Annotated in this window: 3 protein-coding genes; 1 reads left to right on the top strand and 2 read right to left on the bottom strand. The window is 75.9% G+C overall.

What is annotated here, in order from left to right; translation table 11 throughout:
* On the bottom strand, window positions 1-181 hold a 181-nt coding region (locus KIK08_RS39190; RefSeq protein ID WP_214408356.1), incomplete at its 3' end, for a hypothetical protein.
* A gap of 47 nt (window positions 182-228) precedes the next feature.
* On the bottom strand, window positions 229-738 hold the full coding sequence (locus KIK08_RS39195) for an Lrp/AsnC family transcriptional regulator (protein ID WP_214408357.1): 510 nt from the start codon (window positions 736-738) through the stop codon (window positions 229-231).
* A gap of 90 nt (window positions 739-828) precedes the next feature.
* On the opposite strand from KIK08_RS39195, the gene KIK08_RS39200 reads away from it, so the two are divergent.
* The coding region (locus tag KIK08_RS39200; protein WP_214408358.1) for a hypothetical protein at window positions 829-1,014 on the top strand (186 nt) is incomplete at its 3' end.

A 1,014-nucleotide genomic window follows, 5' to 3' on the forward strand; every position in this document is an offset into this window, starting at 1 on the left:
CGGCGGCGCCGAGCGCGCCCGCGGTCGTGAGCAGGCCGGCCGCGGTCAGCGCGTCGGGCGGGATCCGGGCCACCGGACGGGTCGCGGCCAGCCGCTGCACCCCGCGCAGCCAGACCCGCGCCGGGCCGGAGACCTCGACCCCGCCGTGCAGGTCGGACCATCCGCGCGTACCGGGTTCCATGCCCGCAGCCTGGCACCCCGCGCCCGGTCGCGCGCGCCCCGGACCGGTCAGCGCCCGGCGCCCCACCCCGCCGAGGGGGTGACCGGCCGGGGCTCGGCCACCGGCTCCACGGGCCGGCCGTCGAACTGCGTGGACAGCACGATGTGGGTGCGCATCTCGCCGTGCTCGCCCAGCCGCTCGACCAGGCCCTCCAGGTGCGCCAGCGACGAGGCCCGCACCTTCAGCAGCGTGCAGTGCTCGCCGGAGAGCTTGTGGATCTCCACCAGTTCGGGCAGGTCGTCGGCTGTCGTGGTGCGCAGCAGGCAGCGGCCCAGCGAGCAGCGCATCTGCACGAACGCCAGCAGCGGCTGGCCCGCGCCGGCGGGGTCGACCTTGGCCGCGTAGCCGGTGATCACCCCGCTCTGCTCCATGCGCCGCACGCGCTCGGCCACCGCGGGCGGCGACAGGTGGATGCGGCGGGCCAGCTCCTTGAACGACAGCCGGCCGTCGGCCTGCAGCTCCGCGAGCAGGCGCCAGTCGGTGGCGTCGAGCGGCGGGTTCGAGCGAACGGTGCTCATGGCAGAACAGCGTACGAGCGCCAGGTCGAATCCGAGAAGTACCTGTCTTCGGCTATTCGATGTCGCGATCCACTTTTCTAGCGTGGTGGCATGTCACTGGACACCGCGCCGTCGCCCGTGCTGACCGGCCCGATCCGCCGCGCGCTGTGGGCGGCGTGCGCGCTCGGCGGCCTCGGGCAGTCGCTGTCCGGGGCCGCGAGCGGGCTGCTGGCCCCGGCGGCGGGCTGGTCGGACGCCGCGGCGGGCCTGCCGATGGCGGCGCAGGTCGTCGGGGCC

Source organism: Pseudonocardia lacus (genome assembly GCF_018531445.1).
Taxonomy (GTDB): Bacteria; Actinomycetota; Actinomycetes; order Mycobacteriales; family Pseudonocardiaceae; genus Pseudonocardia; species Pseudonocardia lacus.

What these genes read in the sequence shown, in the direction of transcription:
- KIK08_RS39195 (WP_214408357.1), bottom strand. Translation starts at nt 738, where the DNA reads ATGAGCACCGTTCGCTCGAACCCGCCGCTCGACGCCACCGACTGGCGC.